12 protein-coding genes are annotated in these 16,814 nt (G+C 64.0%); 6 read left to right on the plus strand and 6 right to left on the minus strand.

The features are described 5' to 3' along the window. Positions 1 to 124: 124 nt before the first annotated feature. Entirely contained in the window at positions 125 to 1,246 is a 1,122-nt protein-coding gene (locus NKL06_RS04780) for a KamA family radical SAM protein (protein ID WP_031208658.1), read from the minus strand. Positions 1,247 to 1,447: 201 nt separating this feature from the next. Here NKL06_RS04780 and NKL06_RS04785 point away from each other — a divergent pair, with 201 nt between their 5' ends. From NKL06_RS04785 to NKL06_RS04795, 3 genes are all read left to right on the plus strand, one after another. Further along, complete coding sequence (locus tag NKL06_RS04785; protein ID WP_023693887.1) at positions 1,448 to 3,094, plus strand: acyl-CoA synthetase; 1,647 nt, start codon at positions 1,448 to 1,450, stop codon at positions 3,092 to 3,094. Between the two features lie 244 nt (positions 3,095 to 3,338). Further along, positions 3,339 to 4,232, plus strand: a complete 894-nt coding sequence (locus NKL06_RS04790) for a hypothetical protein (RefSeq protein WP_023693888.1) — start codon at positions 3,339 to 3,341, stop codon at positions 4,230 to 4,232. A 262-nt stretch (positions 4,233 to 4,494) separates the two neighbouring features. Beyond that, positions 4,495 to 7,116: a bifunctional diguanylate cyclase/phosphodiesterase gene (locus NKL06_RS04795; RefSeq protein ID WP_031208660.1), complete on the plus strand. Its 2,622-nt coding sequence runs from the start codon at positions 4,495 to 4,497 to the stop codon at positions 7,114 to 7,116. Positions 7,117 to 7,161: 45 nt separating this feature from the next. Here NKL06_RS04795 and NKL06_RS04800 read toward each other — a convergent pair whose 3' ends face one another. The 4 genes from NKL06_RS04800 to NKL06_RS04815 all read right to left on the minus strand — a co-directional run bounded on the left by NKL06_RS04800 (position 7,162) and on the right by NKL06_RS04815 (position 11,017). Next, the gene (locus tag NKL06_RS04800) at positions 7,162 to 8,784 is read right to left on the minus strand and encodes an ABC-F family ATP-binding cassette domain-containing protein (RefSeq protein WP_023693890.1); all 1,623 of its coding nucleotides are present in this window, start codon (positions 8,782 to 8,784) and stop codon (positions 7,162 to 7,164) included. A gap of 379 nt (positions 8,785 to 9,163) precedes the next feature. Then, positions 9,164 to 9,907, minus strand: coding sequence for a 2OG-Fe(II) oxygenase (locus tag NKL06_RS04805; protein ID WP_023693891.1), 744 nt, complete (start codon positions 9,905 to 9,907; stop codon positions 9,164 to 9,166). 118 nt (positions 9,908 to 10,025) lie between these two features. After that, on the minus strand, positions 10,026 to 10,550 hold the full coding sequence (locus NKL06_RS04810) for a carboxymuconolactone decarboxylase family protein (protein ID WP_023693892.1): 525 nt from the start codon (positions 10,548 to 10,550) through the stop codon (positions 10,026 to 10,028). A gap of 44 nt (positions 10,551 to 10,594) precedes the next feature. Continuing rightward, a complete protein-coding gene (locus NKL06_RS04815; RefSeq protein WP_023693893.1) occupies positions 10,595 to 11,017 on the minus strand; it encodes an OsmC family protein in 423 nt (140 codons plus the stop codon). Positions 11,018 to 11,191: 174 nt separating this feature from the next. Here NKL06_RS04815 and NKL06_RS04820 point away from each other — a divergent pair, with 174 nt between their 5' ends. From NKL06_RS04820 to NKL06_RS04830, 3 genes are read left to right on the plus strand one after another with little or no spacing between them, the layout of a single operon-like run. Continuing rightward, complete coding sequence (locus tag NKL06_RS04820; protein ID WP_031208662.1) at positions 11,192 to 11,644, plus strand: (2Fe-2S)-binding protein; 453 nt, start codon at positions 11,192 to 11,194, stop codon at positions 11,642 to 11,644. Positions 11,645 to 11,659: 15 nt separating this feature from the next. Continuing rightward, positions 11,660 to 13,963, plus strand: a complete 2,304-nt coding sequence (locus NKL06_RS04825) for a xanthine dehydrogenase family protein molybdopterin-binding subunit (RefSeq protein WP_023693894.1) — start codon at positions 11,660 to 11,662, stop codon at positions 13,961 to 13,963. A 10-nt stretch (positions 13,964 to 13,973) separates the two neighbouring features. Continuing rightward, on the plus strand, positions 13,974 to 15,281 hold the full coding sequence (locus NKL06_RS04830) for a c-type cytochrome (RefSeq protein WP_023693895.1): 1,308 nt from the start codon (positions 13,974 to 13,976) through the stop codon (positions 15,279 to 15,281). Between the two features lie 24 nt (positions 15,282 to 15,305). On the opposite strand, the gene NKL06_RS04835 is transcribed toward NKL06_RS04830, so the two are convergent. Further along, positions 15,306 to 16,796 (minus strand): AMP-binding protein, encoded by a 1,491-nt coding sequence (locus NKL06_RS04835; RefSeq protein WP_023807784.1) that lies wholly within the window; start codon positions 16,794 to 16,796, stop codon positions 15,306 to 15,308. Between the last annotated feature and the right edge of the window lie 18 nt (positions 16,797 to 16,814).

The raw sequence follows: 16,814 nt of genomic DNA on the forward strand, positions 1-16,814 counted from the left end.
ACATAAGGATATCTTTATGTCAACATACGGAATGCAGGCGAACGCGTAGTGGCGAGAGTTTGGTGCGATGGTCATCCCGATCGACAATGTGACGGCGGCGGTCATCGTCGCCGCTGCGCCCTGCCTACACCACGACGTCCCGATACAGCCTCACCTCGCCGTCCTGGCCGCGGATGCGCCAGTCCTGCCCGTCCCGGCCCTCGACATGGCATGGCCCGAGCGGCACCTTGCCACCGCCTTCCGGCAGGTCCAGCACATAGACGGGATTGCAGATGCCCGACAGGCGGGCGCGCAACGCACCGGCCAGCGCCTGTCCCTGCGCAATCGTGGTGCGCCTGTGCGCCATGCCGCGCGCGAGGTCGCCATGGTGCAGGTAATAGGGTTTGACGCCGAGCCGGTACATCAGTTCGCGGCAGAGTTCCTCCAGCACCTCGACCGTGTCGTTGACGCCCTTGAGCAGGACACTCTGGTTGAGCAGCACGAAGCCTGCCTGGCGCATGACGCGGCAGGCCAATTCGGTGGCCGGCGTGATCTCCCGCGCATGGTTGAAATGGGTGACGATTGTGACCATCAGCCGGCCCTGCAAGGCGCCAACCAGCCCCGGCGTGATGCGCGCGGGCAGCACGACAGGCACGCGTGTGTGGATACGCAGCAGCCTCACATGCGCGATCGTCTCGATACGGGCGCGGATTTCGGCCAGCGCCTTGTCCGGCAGCGAAAGCGGATCGCCGCCGGTCAGGATCACTTCGCGGATTTCGGTATGGCCTTCGATATAGGCAAAAGCCTCTTCGAGCGCTTCTCGCGTATAGCCGCGGCCGATCGAGGTCAGGGATTCCTTGCGGAAGCAGAAACGGCAATAGACCGCGCATTGGTAGGTCGCAAACAACAGCACCCGGTCGGCGTGGCGGTGCGTCAGTCGCGGCACCGGACTGAAGGCATGGTCGGCGATCGGATCGTCGAGCTCGCCTTCCGTTTCCGTCAGCTCATCCGGCGATGGAATGACCTGGGCGCGGATCGGATCGGCGGGATCGTTCCAGTCGATCAGGTCGAGATAGGTTTTGGGGGCACGCACCTTGTGGCGTACGGCCGCCTCCTGCGCCGCCGCGCGCTCGGCGGGTGACAGCGGCAGGGAGGCGAGATCGCGGACGTGGCGCACGCCCGCGCGGATGTCGTTTTGCCAGGCGGTGTCGGCATCGCGTCCTTCGTCGGCTGTGGCCGCGTCATCGAAAGTTGAGTCTGGGGTCATTGGGGCCTCGGGGCAATTCTGGCGGTGCTATCGGCCGGATGGATGGTTCGGTCAACAGCAGTGGCTCGGCGCGGATTGTCGCTGCGCTGCGGTCCTTCGCATCCCCCGACTATCGCCGTAATCGACCAGCGCAGCAATTTCAGGCAATCTGACCGATAAGGCGCTCCAAGGGGAGATGGGCGCCGCTTAGGGAGGACCGCGATGAGCAAAATGCCGCGCTATGAGGATGCCGCTCAGCGCTTTCGCATCGAAGATGAGATCGCGCGGTTGTATGGCAACCCTGGAACCGGCATCAATGCCTATGTCGAATGCTGCGGCCGCTACACCGGAGAAGACCGGCTGGCGCTGCGCGCGATCTCGGCCGGCGGCGAGCTTCGCGAATTCAGCTTCGACGATCTCGCCGACATGTCCGGGCGCGCCGCCAATGTGCTCAAGGCCGCCGGCGTCGGTGCCGGCGATGTCGTCGCCGGCATGCTGCCGCGCGTCCCCGAACTGGTGGCGCTGATCCTCGGGACGTGGCGCATCGGCGCGGTCTACCAGCCGCTGTTCACCGCCTTCGGTCCGAAAGCCATCGAGCACCGCCTCGGCTATAGCGGCGCCAGGATCGTGGTGACCAACCCGGCCAATCGCGGCAAGCTCGACGAGGTCGAGACATCAGCGCAAATCGCCACCATCCTTGGCAATGGCGGTGAGCTACCTGCAGGCGACATCGATTTCCGCGCCGCGCTTGCCGCCGCCTCGCCCGAGTGCCAGCCGGTGATGCGCAAGGGCGACGACTTGTTCATGATGATGTCGACGTCGGGAACGACCGGCCTGCCCAAGGGCGTGCCGGTGCCGCTTCGCGCCCTGCTCGCCTTCGGCGCCTATATGCGCGACGCGATCGGCTTGCTGCCCGACGACATCTTCTGGAACATCGCGGACCCCGGCTGGGCCTACGGCCTCTATTACGCCATCACCGGCCCGTTGCAGCTCGGCATCGCCACGACCTTCCATGAAGGCGCCTTCAACGCCAAGAGCACTTACGACATCATCGAGCGGCTCGGCGTCACCAGCCTTGCCGGCTCGCCGACCGCCTATCGCCTGCTGATGGCGGAAGGCGCGGAAGCTGCGGCCCGTGTCAAAGGCAGACTGCGCGTGGTGAGCAGCGCCGGCGAGCCGCTCAACCCGGAAGTCATCCGCTGGTTCGACGCAAATCTCGCCGCGCCCATTCACGACCATTACGGCCAGACCGAGAACGGCATGATGGTCAACAACCATCATGGGCTCTCGCACGTCGTGCGCGTGGGCTCGGCCGGCTTCGCAATGCCCGGATATCGCATGGTGGTATTGGACGAGGCCGGCAACGAGCTCGGCCCCAACCAGCCCGGCATCCTCGCCGTCGACATCGCGAAGTCGCCGCTGCGCTGGTTCGACGGCTATCACCAAGCCGAGACGCCAGCGATCACGGGCGGCTACTACCGCACCGGCGACACGGTGGAGTACGAGCCGGACGGTTCGGTCTCCTTCATCGGCCGCGCCGACGATGTCATCACTTCGGCCGGCTATCGCATCGGCCCGTTCGACGTCGAAAGCGCGCTGATCGAGCATCCGGCGGTCAACGAGGCGGCTGTCGTCGGCGTGCCCGATCCGCAGCGCACCGAGATCGTCAAGGCCTTCGTCGTCCTGGCGCCGGCTTACAAGGGCAATTCGGAGCTCGCCGAAGAGCTGGCCCAGCACGTCAAGAAACGGCTGTCGGCGCACGCCTACCCGCGCGAGGTCGAGTTCATCACGGAACTGCCGAAGACCCCAAGCGGCAAGATCCAGCGCTTCCTGCTGAGGAAGGCGGAGGTGGAGAAGCGCAAGGCGTGATTAGGCGCCAATCTCCCCCCTCGAGGGGGAGATGTCGCCGAAGGCGACAGAGGGGGTCGTTGCGCGTGAAGCGCTAACGTCGTCTCGCGCTGCAAAAGGAGTCAGCGCTTCACGCGCGGCGACCCCCTCTGGCCTGCCGGCCATCTCCCCCTCATGTGGGGAGATCTGCAGCTCCAACGGCGTCTTTTTTCAGCCCAATGTTGTCATGTATCCTTGGAATCGAACGTAGAGCAGGGTTTATATCATGCGGTGGGTCTGGACGTTTCTGTTTGCACTGGTGAGCAGCGTGGCTTTCGCGGCCTCGCCGGAGGACGACTATGTGGCCGCGCGTGACAAGGCGATTGCTGATATCGCAGCGCTGAACAGTGCGAACGCGGCAATCGAGACCATCGACGCTGAGAACGAGAAGGCGCTGGCCGACCTCCAGCAGCGTCTTGCCGGCATTATCGGGCCGCTGGCGGTCAAGGACTTTCCGCCAACCGGCACAATCAATATCGAAAGCCTCAGCGACTCCGATATCGGCTATGGCATGCTCGATGGGCTGCGATACACCAAGGGCGACGACGGCCCCAGCCTGGTGGCAACGACGCGAGGGCTGCTGGAGCGCTGGCTCCAGTCCAGAACCGCCGAGACCGACGAAAGTTTCAAACTGCCCGCCGGCATCGATGAGGCGCTTAAGCTGGATGCCTTCTATACCCAGGCGATCAACAGCGACGCCGCCTTCGAGGGAACGCTCGACTTTCCATTGAAGAAACCCGAAGGCGCCGACATCGCCTTCGCACGGCTCGGCGGCTGGACGCAGGACGTCGGGCCGATCTATGAGCAGGAAGTCATCGTTACGCTCGTCAAAGGCAACAGCGTGAGAATTATCGCAGCGCCGGCAGCCCCTGCCGTTCCGAAGATCGCCGCCTGCGACGCCGTGTGGGCTGCTGCGGACGCCGCCGCGCAGAAATTCCAGGAGGCCTACCAGGCATCGGACCTGAAGGACGAAAAAGCGTTCGAGTCCTCCAACGCCGCCTGGGACAAGGGCGACAGCGACTACCGGGCCTGCATGGCGCAGCGCCTGCCGGCTGACCCGGCTTTCCCGGCGCTGCTCGCCCAGGCGCAGGCGCTGGCCGATCAAATGGCTGGGAAGTAAGCCTCCCGCAAGGGCCCGCGCGGCAAGATCAGGCGGCTTGTTGCAATCTGAGGCGAATATGACTTCGCCGTTGGGTTGCAGAACTCTGCAACCTGGCGTCCTACTTTCGGACACTCATTCAGATTTCGGCTGGACCCTGGCAACCAAAAGCTTACCGTTTGTTCTCGGATTCGTCTCGAAGCTCAAATTTAAGCTTTAGCTACTATGGTCGACCGAAGGACTACTGTCCTGGAAAGGTCTTCGGATCGAGTTGGCAGGCGCAATGCTCAATTCCGGCCGGTTGAAACGGGCCGTTTTTTCTTCCGCCAACTTGCCGGCGGCGATTGCCTTTGTCGTGCTTCTCGTCTGCGCCCTGGTTGCCGACCAGAGGAACAGAGAGGTCTCCGATCAGCTGGCGCGCGCCGATGTCCTGGCCAAGGTCAACATCATACGCGCCAAGCTCGAAGGCAACATAGGCGGCAATCTCCAGCTGGTTCAGGGTCTCGTTTCGACAATCGTTACCGAGCCCTATATGGGCCAGCAGAGATTTGCGGCACTCGCCCGCAATCTGTTCGAGCAAAAATCGCAGTTGCGCGATATTGCCGGTGCGCGCGACCTCGTCATCGCGCTGATATATCCGCTGGAAGGCAATGAAAAAGCCATCGGGCTGGACTACCGCAAGAGCGATACGCAACGCATGGCCGCGCTTCGCGCCCGTGACCAGCGCGCGCTGGTGCTCGCCGGGCCGGTCAAACTGGCGCAAGGCGGACGTGGCTTCATCGGCCGTATCCCGGTCTTCGTGCCGACGGCGGGTGGCGGCGACCGTTTCTGGGGTATCGTCTCGGCCGTGATCGATGTCGATCGGCTCTACGCTGCCAGCGGACTGACCGACCCTGATCTGGATATCGATGTGGCGCTTATCGGCAAGGATGCGCTCGGCGGCGGCGGGGAACTGTTCTTCGGCGGCGATAATGTCGTGTCCGGCAATCCGGTGATGGCAGAGGTGCAATTGCCTTCAGGCTCCTGGCAAATTTCAGCCATACCGAAGGGCGGTTGGCCGACCGCTCCGAAAAATGAGTGGCTGTTGCGTCTGCTCATGGCGCTTGCCGGCGCGCTGGTGGTGCTGCCGATCCTCGTGGCAGGACGTCTTTTCGGTGAGCGGCAGAAAAATGACGCCGAGTTGAGGCGCCTGTCCCGGCGGCTGGAACTGGCGTTGGAAGCCTCTGCTATAGGCGTGTGGGAGCACGATACCGTCAGCAACGAACTCGTATGGGACGACCGCATCAACGAAATCTATGGCAAACCCTCAGGCGGCAAGTCCCGTAGCTATGACGACTGGGCCTTGGCGATTCATCCCGAAGACTTCGAACGGGCTAAAGCAGATTTCGATTCGGCTGTTGCAACACAAGGCCCCTACTCTTCGCAGTATCGGCTCCTGCGGCCGGACGGCACCATTCGCCATGTGCGCACCCGCGCCAGTTTCTTCCGGGACATCGACGGCACGCCAAAAATGATCGGCGCCGAATGGGATGTGACAGGCGACGTGCTGCTCAACGAGAATCTCATGCGTGAACGTCGCCTTTCAGAATCGAAAAATGCCGAACTGAACCTGGCCAAAGCCCGCATCGAGCATGTCGCGATGCATGATTCGCTGACCGGTCTGCCCAACCGTCGGTATCTGGACGAGATGCTTGCCGAAAACCGCGAAGCCGACGGCCGTGCGGCGTTGCTGCATCTCGACCTTGACCGGTTCAAGCAGATCAACGACACGCTCGGCCATGCGGCGGGCGATGCATTGCTGGTGCATGCTTCGAAAGTCATCAAGGCCAGCGTCGGCAGTGCCGATTTCGTTGCGCGCATCGGCGGCGACGAGTTTGTCGTGCTGAGCCATGGACGCGACGACAAGGAACTCGCCGCGCTGGCCGACCACATTATCGATGCGATGCGCCAGCCGGTCGACTATCTGGGTCACCAGTGCCGGTTCGGCGTCAGCATCGGCATTGCGGCCAATAGCGGCGTCGATGCCAAGCAGTTGCTTGTCAATGCCGATCTGGCGCTGTACCGGGCGAAAGGCCGCGGCCGCAACCGCTACGAGTTTTTCAACGAAGAGCTGCAGAGCGAGATCGTGCGGACCAAGCAGACCGCCGACGAGATTCTGGGCGGGCTCGAGCGGAACGAATTCATCGTCTACTATCAGCCGCAGTTCGACGCCAAGACGCTGGAGATCGTCGGCGTCGAGGCGCTGTCGCGTTGGGATCATCCGCAACGCGGCATGCTGACCCCCGACGCCTACATCAAGGTGGCTGAAGAACTTAATGTCGTGGCGCTTATCGACCGCACCGTCCTGGAGCAGGCGCTCGATAATTTCGAGCGTTGGTCGCGCAGCCACCTCAACATCCCGCGCGTCTCGGTCAACGTTTCCGCACGGCGCCTGGAAGACAGGGACCTGATCAAGGGTTTGCGCAAGCTTCCCATCAAGGAAGGGACCGTGTCGTTCGAACTGGTAGAGTCGATTTTCCTCGACGAAAACGACGAGTTGGTCAGCTGGAACATCGAACACATCAAGGGGCTCGGCATCGACATCGAGATCGACGATTTCGGCACCGGGCATGCCTCGATCGTCTCGCTGTTGAAGTTGCGGCCGCGTCGCCTCAAGATCGACCGCCAACTGGTCACCCCCATCACCAGCTCAATCGCACAGCGGCAGCTGGTGTCGTCCATTATCGACATCGGCAAGTCGCTCGGGATCGAAGTGATCGCCGAGGGCGTCGAGACGATGGAGCACGCGCGCATCCTGAAAGAGCTTGGCTGCGACATCCTGCAAGGCTTCCTGTTCGGCTACCCGATGGATGCCAAAGCCTTCAAGGCCTTCGCGCAGTCGCGCAAATGGCTGGCGGCGAGCTGACAAATCCTGGCTTTGCTGGACGCAAATGCGGACGCAGGACCTGCGTCAGGTCCGCAGCCCCGGCGCCTCGTGCCCGGTCCTCTCCACATATTCGGTATAGCCGCCGCCGTAGGTGTGGATGCCTTCGGGCGTCAATTCCAGCACGCGATTGGAGAGTGCCGCCAGGAAATGGCGGTCGTGCGAGACGAACAGCATGGTGCCTTCGTACTGTGACAGCGCCGTGATCAGCATCTCCTTGGTCGCGATGTCGAGGTGGTTGGTCGGCTCGTCGAGCACCAGCAGATTGGGCGGGTCGAACAGCATCAGCGCCATCACCAGGCGCGCCTTTTCGCCGCCCGACAGCACCCGGCATTTCTTCTCGATCTCGTCGCCGGAAAAGCCGAAGCAGCCGGCGAGTGCCCTGAGCGGCGCCTGGCCGGCTTGCGGAAACGCGTCCTCCAGCGTCTGGAACACGGTGCGTTCGCCCTCCAGCACCTCCATGGCGTGCTGGGCGAAATAGCCCATTTTCACGCTCGGCCCCCGCGCGACCGTGCCGGTGTCGGGATCGGAAGCGCCTGCCACCAGCTTCAGCAGCGTTGACTTGCCGGCGCCGTTGACGCCCATGATGCACCAGCGCTCGCGGCGGCGGACCTGGAAATCCAGCCCCTCATAGATCGAGCGACTGCCATATCCCTTGTGGACGTTCTTCAGCGTCACGACATCCTCGCCGCAGCGCGGCGCCGGCTGAAAATCGAAATTCACGATCTGACGGCGCTTGGGCGGCTCGACACGATCGATCTTGTCGAGCTTCTTCACCCGGCTCTGCACCTGGGCGGCGTGTGACGCCCGCGCCTTGAAGCGCTCGATAAAAGCGATCTCCTTGGCCAGCATGGCCTGCTGGCGCTCGAACTGCGCCTGCTGCTGCTTGTCGGCGATCGCCCGCTGCTGCTGGTAGAATTCGTAATTGCCGGAATAGGCGGTGAGCGACCCGGCGTCGATCTCGACCACCTTGTTGACGATGCGGTTCATGAACTCGCGGTCGTGCGAGGTCATCAGCAGCGCGCCCTCATAACCTTTCAGGAACTGCTCCAGCCAGATCAGGCTTTCGAGATCGAGATGGTTGGACGGTTCGTCGAGCAGCATGACATCGGGCCGCATCAACAGGATGCGGGCCAGCGCCACGCGCATCTTCCAGCCGCCGGACAGTTTGCCGACATCGCCGTCCATCATTTCCTGGGAAAAGCCGAGGCCGTCGAGCACTTCGCGGGCGCGGCCATCCAGCGCATAGCCGTCGAGTTCCTCGAAACGGTGCTGCGCCTCGCCATATTTCTCGATGATCTCATCCATCCGGTCGGCCTGGTCGGGATCGGCCATGGCCGCCTCGAGTTCCGCCATTTCGGCCGCCACGTCGCTGACCGGCCCGGCGCCGTTCATCACTTCGGCCACAGCACTGTGGCCGGCCATGTCGCCGACATCCTGGCTGAAATAGCCGATGGTGACACCGCGATCGACCTGGACCTGGCCCTCATCAGGCTGCTCCTGGCCGGTAATCATGCGAAACAGCGTCGTCTTGCCGGCGCCGTTCGGCCCGACAAGGCCGACCTTCTCGCCCTTCTGTAGCGAGGCCGAGGCCTCGATGAAGACAAGCTGGCGGCCGTTCTGCTTGCTGATGCTTTCAAGACGGATCATGCGACTGGAAGAACCTTGGAGGATTTTCCCCGGCCCTTACGCGATCGGCCGCGCCAGAGGAAGCGCCCATTTGACGCCGCGCGCAAAAGCCGCTGCGGTCCGCACCTCCAGAATGCAAAACAGCCCGCCGCGCGATTTTGCGCAACGGGCTGTTTTTGAACCAGCTTCTGTACTCAGTTCGGTGCGGGCACTTCCGCTTCTATTGACGGCACCTGCTGGGCGGCGAGCGAGGCGAGCTTGCCCCGTCTGACGAGTGTCGGCTTCTCATAGGATCGTTTCATAAATTCCCCTCTCTTACACAAGCGGAGACTGTTCCGCCGAACTCGCCATGTCAATAAGCAGCCGGTAGTGAAGTGCTTTGGCTGTGTCCGACGAATTGTCACTTCGCGTCGTGGAAAATGATTCCCACCGTATGCCGCCGTCCCGAGCGCAGGCGGCTGACGCCGTGCCTGAGGTTGACGCGGTAATGGCCTTTCGTGCCTTGCACCGGGCGGTTGTGGACAGCAAAGATCACCGCATCGCCCCGGGTCAGCGGCACCACTTCGGCACGGCTTTGCATGCGCGGGCGCTGCTCGGTCAGCACGAATTCGCCGCCGGCGAAATCCTCGCCCGGCTGCGACAACAGGATTGCGACCTGCAACGGAAAAGCGAGGTCGCCATAGAGGTCCTGATGGAGGCAGTTAAAGTCGCCGGGGCCATACTGGAGGAGAAGCGGCGTCGGCCGCGTTTGGCCGCTTTCGTGGCAAAGCTGGAGGAAGGCGGCGTGGTCATCGGGATAGCGCTGTGCCACGCCCATGCGTTCGTTCCAGTCGTTGGCGACGCCGGCCAGCCTCGAATAGAGCGCGGTGCGCAGGCCACCGACCAGATCCGGCAGCGGATAGCGGAAATAGCGGTACTCGCCCTTGCCGAAGCCATGGCGGGCCATCACCACATGGCTGCGGAAATGGTCCTCATGCGGATAGAGACCGGCGATCTCGGCGCACTCCTCGGGTGCAAGCAGCGCCGGCATGACGGCGCTGCCGTGGCTGTTCAGTTCGCCGATCAGAGCACTCCAGTCCTGCGCTGCGACGCGCGCTTCGGCCGAATGGGCTGCGCGTTTGGTGCTTATCGAATGGATGGTCATCGATGCCTCCTTTGATGTGATCAAAGTGGGGCGAACGGCGGGCGTGAACCACCCGATTCCTGCGGAGGTGAAGCGCGATCTTCCCCTTCGCCCCCTGTGGAAGAAGGGAAAACGCGCTTCACCGCTTGCGATACACCTCCAGCTCCGGGTCGAGATCAACGCGCACCGCATTCGTGAACCAGCAGGTCGCCACCATGATGCCGGCGAAGGCGACGAGGTTGACCAGCAGTGTGTCGTCGTAGCTAGCCTTGAGTGCCGCCCAGACATCGTCGGGAACGGCGTTGGTATCGGCAGCGACTGCGTTGCCGAATTCGATCAGCAAAGCTTCTTCAGCGCTGGGCTCGATCGCCTCGGGATCAAGACCGCTGTCGATCAGCGCGCGGCGGAAGAAGGTAAGCGGTATCTCGGCGCGGCATCTCTCGGAGATCGCCAGCGACAACAGCCAGACAGCGCGGTCGTCGAGTGCGGGCTTGAGCAGATCGCGCAGGGTGAACCATTCGGCATAGATGCGGTGGGCCGCCGGTGAATGCAGCAGGATGCGCTTCATGTTGGTCATGCGTCCGCGCAGGCCAAGCTCCCTGTCGTGCTCGGCGCGGATGTCATGCGATGCCGAGGCGTAGTCGATCGGCGGGATCATGGCCATGGGACGGTCCTTGGTTGGTGGCAGCGAGGCATTCTGCGAAGCCCTCACCCAAGCGTCGTATGCAATTGCGGCGCGGCGCGCAGCGTGTTGGACACCGTGCAGATCGCTTCGGCGTCCTCGACGATCCGCTGCTTGGTCGCAGCGTCGAGATCGCCTGAGATGTCGAGCCTGATGTTGAGCCTTTCGACGCGCGACGGTTCGTCCTTCGCCTTCTCGCCGCTGACCTCGGCGCGTACTTCGCCAAGCGCGGCGGCGACGCCGAGGCGTGAGGCGGCGATGCGCGCGCTCAGCACCATGCAGGCGGCGAGCGAGGCGTAGAGCAGGTCGAGCGGATTGAGGCCCGGCGCGCTGACGCCGGTGACGACATCGACTGCACCGCCGGTCGGAGTGGTGATGGAAGGCAAGCCGCCGGGCTGCAGCGTCGCCGTCGCGCCGGTGACGCGGGTCCTGACCTTCAACTCAGCCATCGCAAAAACCTTTCATCCGGCAGCCCGGCAAAGATCAGGGGCACTGTGGCGCGCACACGAGTGCGATTTGCACACGCGTTGCGGTGCCGAACAACATGCATGTGATTAGACACGACCGGCAAACAGGTGCCTACTGCATTGTCCACGGGGATGCGGATAACCGAGGAGAGGCCCATGATTGCGCTCAATGTAAATGGCGAGGATCGCAGTGTCGACGTGCCGGACGATATGCCATTGCTGTGGGTGCTGCGCGATGTCATCGGCCTGACCGGCACGAAGTTCGGTTGCGGCATCGCCCAGTGCGGCGCCTGCACGGTGCAGCTTGACCGGCAACCGGTGCGATCCTGCGTGTTGCCGGTCGCGTCGGTTGGGTCGCGCCATGTCACCACCGTCGAGGCGATCGGTGCGACGTCGGCGGGCAAAAAAGTGCAACAGGCATGGCTCGACCTTGAAGTGATCCAGTGCGGCTATTGCCAGTCCGGCCAGATCATGTCGGCCTCGGCGCTGCTGGAGCGCAACCCCGACCCGAGCGACAGCGATATCGATGCCGCCATGTCCGGCAATATCTGCAGGTGCGGCACCTACACGCGAATAAGAGCGGCCATAAAACAGGCCGCGAAGGCCTGAGGGAGATAGCCAGCCATGAGCAAGCCGTCCTCCTCCCCCACCCAAAAACTCACCTCGCGCCGTGCCTTCCTGCAGGGCAGCGGCCTTCTGCTCGGCTTCACCATGCTGGGCGCCGGCACCAGGCCCGGTTTTGCCGCCGCCGAACCCGTCGAGGGCGACGTCACCGCCGCCTTTTCACCCGATGCTTTTATCCGCGTCGACAGCGACGGCAAGATCACTTTCATCCTGCCCAACATCGAAATGGGCCAAGGCACGCACACCGGCGAAGCGACGTTGATTGCCGAGGAACTGGAAGTCGGCCTGGACCAGGTGAAGGTCGTCGACGCGCCGCCCAACGACAAGCTGTACGCCACCGCTGCGCTTGGCGGCCAGGCAACGGGCGGCTCGACCTCGATGCGGGCAACCTGGGAATCGCTGCGCAAGGCAGGCGCCGTTGCCCGCACGATGCTGGTTGCGGCAGCAGCCGCGCAATGGGCGGTTCCGATTTCGGAATGCAGCGCCAAGCTTGGCGTGGTCACGCATCTGCCGACAGGCCGGCAGCTGGCCTATGGCGCGCTCGCCGACGCGGCCGGCAAGCAACCGGTGCCGAGCGACGTCAAGCTCAAGGACCCCAAGGATTTCCAGCTAATCGGCAAGTCGCTGCGCCGGGTCGACACGGCGGGCAAGGTCAATGGCGCGGTGGTCTACGGCATCGATGTGCGCGTGCCCGGCATGAAGGTGGCGACGGTCGCCGCCTGTCCGGTGATCGGCGGCAAGCTCGGCGATGTGGACGAGACGGCGGCACGCGCCGTTCCAGGCGTGCGCGATATCGTCAGGCTGGACAATGCGGTCGCCGTGATCGGCGATCATTTCTGGGCGGCCAAGAAAGGCCTCGAGGCCCTCACCATCACCTGGGACGAAGGCGCCAACGCCAGGCTTTCAAGCGACGATATGATGAACACATTGAAGGCTGCGTCCAAAAACAAGACACCGATCATGGCGCGCCAGGAAGGCGACGTCGCCGGCGCGCTGAAAGCCGCCGTCAAGACGGTCGAGGCGAGCTATGAGCTGCCGTTCCTCGCCCATGCGCCGATGGAGCCGGTCAACTGCGTCGTGCATGTGCGCGCCGATGAATGCGAGATCTGGCTCGGCACCCAGGTGCCCACCCAGGCGCAAGGCTGGGCGGCACAGGTCACGGGCTTTCCGCTCGACAAGATCATCGTGCACAATCACCTGATCGGCGGCGGTTTCGGCCGCCGGCTGGTCGCCGAATATGTCGGCCAGGCGGTGGCGATCGCCAAACAGGTGAGCTACCCGGTCAAAGTTATCTGGACGCGTGAAGAAGACATCCAGCACGATCTCTACCGGCCGACCTACTACGACCGGATATCAGCCGGTCTCGGCGCCGACGGCTTGCCAACCGTGTGGATCGACCATGTCGCCGGCGGTTCGGTGTTGGGTAATTACATCCCCGGCGGCTGGCCTCAGGACAAGCTTGACGACGATGCCGTCGAGGGCGCCGCCAAACCGCCCTATGATCTGCCGGTCATCCAGGTCGACTGGGTGCGCGAGGACCCGCCGGTGCCGATCACCTGGTGGCGCGGCGTCGGACCGACGCACAATGTCTTCGTGGTCGAAAGTTTCATGGACGAACTCGCCAATGCGGTGGGCAGGGATCCGGTAGAGTATCGCCGGGCGCTGACGAAGAACCAGCCGCGGGCCGCAGGCGTGCTCGAGCTGGCGGCCGAAAAGTCGGGCTGGGGCTCGCCGCTTCCGGCCGGCAGCGGCCGCGGCATTTCCCTGCACGATGCCTTCGGCAGCTTCATGGCCGCGGTGCTGGAAATCTCGGTGTCAGCGGCCGGCGAGATTACGCTGCAGCGCGCGGTGGTGGCCGTCGATTGCGGCATCGCCATCAACCCAAACACGGTCGAAGCCCAGATCGAAGGCGGGTTGATCTTCGGCCTGTCGGCGGCGCTCTACAGCGGCATCACTTTCAGCAATGGCCGCGTCGACCAGAGTAATTTTCACGACTACCGCATCCTCCGCAACAATGAGGCGCCGAAGATCGAGGTCTATCACGTCAAGAGCCTGGAATCGCCCGGCGGCATCGGCGAGACGGCAACGGTTTCGGCCGGTCCCGCCCTTGCCAACGCGATCTTTGCCGCGACGGGAAAACGCCTGCGCAGCCTGGCCATCGACCGCAACCAGCTGAAGAGCGACGGCGCCGATAAGACCAGCGTGTCGATGGTGCCGCCGCCCTCAGCACCCTTGCTGGCGGTGCTGGCGAACAGCAGGGAGCGCCCGGAGACCGGCATCGAAACCGAAGCCGAAGCGCTGTGAGGGCCAGGCCATGAGAAGCTTGGTCCGCATCCTCCTCGCTGTCGTGGTCGTCATCGCTGTCGGCGTTGCGATCTTCCTGTTCAAGCCGGCGCCGCTGCCGGACGTCTCCGCGGCGGAGGCAAAGCTGCCGGCCGGCCAGGCGCTGATCGATCGCGGCGAATATCTGACGCGCGCGGCCGATTGCGTCGCCTGCCACACAAACGGCGGCGGCACGCCCTATGCCGGGGGCCTTGCCTTCAAACTGCCGTTCGGCACCGTCTATTCCCCAAACATCACCGCCGACAAGGAAACCGGCATCGGCGACTGGAGCGACGCGGAGTTCGTGCGTGCCTTGCATCAGGGCATCGACAAGCAAGGCCGCAATCTCTATCCGGCCTTTTCCTATGCGGCCTACGCCAGGATGACCACCGAAGATGCGCTGGCGATCAAGGCCTATCTGTTCAGCCTGCCGCCGGTGCACGCCGAGGCGCCGAAGAACGATCTGAGTTTTCCGTTCAACCAGCGTTATGTCCTGCGGTTCTGGAACCTGTTGTTCGTTCCCGACGGTCCGTTGCCGCAAGACGAAAAGCAGAGCGCGGAATGGAACCGCGGCGCCTATCTCACCGAAGCGATGGCGCATTGCGGCGAATGCCACACGCCCCGCAACCTGTTCTATGGGCTAGACAACGGCAAGAAATTCGCAGGCGCCGAACTGCAGGGCTGGAAGGCCTACAACATCAGTTCGGACAAGACGACCGGCATCGGCAGCTGGAGCGATGAGCAGTTGTCCAACTATCTGTCCAAGGGTCATGCGGAAGGGCGTGGTGCGGCCACCGGCAGCATGGGCGAAGCCGTCGACTACAGCCTGCGCCATTTGACGCCGGAAGACATCAAGGCGATCGTCGCCTATGTGAAAACCGTGCCGCCGCAAGTCAGCAGCGACAAGGCGATCGTCGAAGTCGAGCCGCCGGCAACACTGACGACGTCCATCGCCTACGCTCCGTCTGCCGATTCAGTGGCGCAAGGCGGGCTCGGCCTGAAGCTGTTCCAGGGCGCCTGTGCCAGCTGTCACGGATGGAACGGCGAAGGGCTGCAGACCCCTTATGCGGCGCTGCGCGGCAGCCGCACGGTCAATGACCCCGATGGCACGAACCTCATCCAGGTCATCCTGAAGGGCGCGCATATCACGACGCCGCTCGGCAAGCAGGCGATGCCGGCTTTCGCCAATGCCTATTCGAATGTCGAGATCGCGGCGCTCGGCAACTATGTGCTGGCGCATTTCGGCGGCAAGCAATCCGCCATCACGCCGGCCGACGTCGCCAAGGCGCGGGCGCAGTGAGGACGGCGGTGGTGGTCTCTTGGCTCACCGCCAGCCACGCAAAATGTGTTTCTGGATCTTGCCGGAGGCGGTGCGCGGCAGGGCGTCGGTGAGCAGGAATTCCTTCGGCACCTTGTAGCGGGCGATACGGTCCGCGCAGTGCGCCGCGAGCGCGGCCGGATCGAGGACGCAGCCAGCCTTCAGTACAACGAAGGCGCGACCGACCTCGCCCCAGCGCCCGTCGGCGATGCCGATGACGGCGACGTCCGAAATGTCGGGATGATCGAGCAGCGCCATCTCGACCTCGGCTGGATAGACGTTCTCGCCGCCCGAAATGAACATGTCCTTGCGGCGGTCGACGAGGGTGACGAAACCATCTTCGTCGCGGCGCGCAATGTCGCCGGTGCGGAACCAGCCATCCGATGTAAAGGCCTGCGCCGTCTCATCGGGCCGGTTCCAGTAGCCCGGCGTGACATTGGGGCCTGACAGCCATATCTCACCCGGCTCGCCGGCTGCGGCGTCCTGGCCATCTTCGTCCACGATGCGCAGCGACAAAGACGGCGCCGGCAGGCCGGCGGAGCCGGCCTTGCGGGCGATCTGGTGTGCCTCGACCGGCATGCCGAGCACGGTGCCGGCTTCGGTCATGCCGAAGCCGTCGACCATGCGCACGCCCTGCTCCAGCCACCAAAGGATGTCGGCGGCGGGATTGGGCGCGCCACCGGTAAAGATGGCCGTCAGCGTGGTCCAGTTCGCCGGCGCGAACGCGGTGCCGTCGCGCAGCATCCGTGCCATTTGCGCGACGCAGAAATAGTGGGTGACGCCGAGGTCCGGGTCTGCCAGACGGCGGTTGGTGAGACCGGCCTCGAAGCCGGGCGAGATCAGCACGGTGCCGCCCTGCAGCAAGGGCGGACGCAGGCTGGTGATGAGGCCTATGACATGGAACATCGGCGCGTCGCAGAGGAAGATGCTGGAATTGCCGACCCGCCCCAGCACGCCGAAATTGACCGCGGTGGCGAACGCATTGGCCTCGGTCAGGATGACACCCTTGGGCCGGCCCGATGTGCCGGAGGTGTAGAGGATGATCGACGGTACATCGCCCGCCGGCAAAGCGCGTCGTAGCGCGGGCGCTTGCGCTTCGACCGCCGCGGCAAAGGCCCTGACCTCCACAGGTACACAGCCTTTTGGCAGCGCCGTAATCAGCGCCGCGTCGTGCAGCAGCAGCACCGGCTCGCAATCGGCCAGGACCGTCTGCTGCTCGACGGCGGAAAGGCGCCAGTTGACCGGCACGAAGATGGCGCCGAGCCGCATGGCGGCCTGCTGAGCGATGAGTAGATCGGCGCTGTTGCGGGCGAGCGTCGCGATGCGTTGTCCCGGCTCGATGCCGTAGTCTTCCAGCACAGCCATGGCGCGCTGGATGGCCTCGTCGAGCCCGCGATACGTCCAACGCCGCCCGGAAGCCAGGTCGACGCAAGCGAGGCGCTCGGGCTGCGTCGCGGCATGCAAGGCCACGGGATCGGGCGTCGTCCAGGCCGGCATCTCGCTTCTCCTCCCCGA

Source organism: Mesorhizobium sp. C268A (assembly GCF_040324475.1).
Lineage (GTDB): Bacteria > Pseudomonadota > Alphaproteobacteria > Rhizobiales > Rhizobiaceae > Mesorhizobium.